Annotated in this window: 1 protein-coding gene; it reads left to right on the forward strand. The window is 67.5% G+C overall.

All coding sequences use genetic code 11. The annotated features are described in order from the left end of the window. Positions 1-867 (forward strand): SIS domain-containing protein (locus tag Q7L73_RS28600; protein ID WP_304696378.1); only part of this gene is annotated, 867 nt, incomplete at both ends.

Below are 867 nucleotides of genomic sequence, written 5' to 3' on the forward strand. Positions count from 1 at the left end.
TGCCGGCGGCGCAGCTGCTCGGCCGGCGCTCGTCGTTCCCGGTCAAGCTGGTGCATGCGGCCGAGATCATCGCGACCGACGACGCCAACCTCGGCGCGCAGTCGATCGTCGTGATCCCGTCGTTGTCGGGCACGACGAAGGAGGCCGTCGCGGTGTTGGAGTTCGCGCAGGCCAGGGGCGCGAAGGTGATCGCGCTGACTGGGCATGAGAACACGCCGGTTGCCGAGAAGGCGGACTTCAACTTCACCAACTTCGCTGAGGACGACACGTCCTCGGAGATGTTCTACCTGTTGTCGCTGGTGGTCGTGCTGGCGATCCTCGACAAGCGCGGTGAGCTGGGCGAGCCGGGCTTCGAGCAGATCGTCGGCGAGCTGGCGCTGCTGCCGGAGCTGCTGGTGCAGGTGAAGGAGGGCTTCGAGTCGCGTGCCGAGGAATTGGCGGGGCTCTACAGGGACGAGAGCTACCACATCGTCACGGGCGCGGGCTCGGCGTGGACGGAGGCGTGGTACTACGGCACCTGCATCCTGGAAGAGATGCAGTGGATCCGCACGCGTCCGGTTCACGCCTCCGACTTCTTCCACGGCACGCTGGAGCTGGTCGAGAGAGATGTCTCCGTCCTGCTCTTCAAGTCCGAGGATGAGGCGCGCGCGCTCGGGGACCGCGTTGAGAGATTCGTGCCGACCGTCTCGGACAAGCTGCAGGTGATCGACCCGGCCGGGTTCGAGCTGCCCGGCGTCAGCGCCGCGACGCGCGCGTTGATCTCGCCGGTCCTGCTCGCGACCGTGCTGGAGCGCCTCTCGGCGCACCTCGAGGTCCTGCGCGACCACCCGCTCACCACCCGCCGCTACTACCGGCGGATCGACTACT

It is taken from the genome of Conexibacter sp. CPCC 205762, from assembly GCF_030646155.1.
Classification (GTDB): domain Bacteria; phylum Actinomycetota; class Thermoleophilia; order Solirubrobacterales; family Solirubrobacteraceae; genus Conexibacter.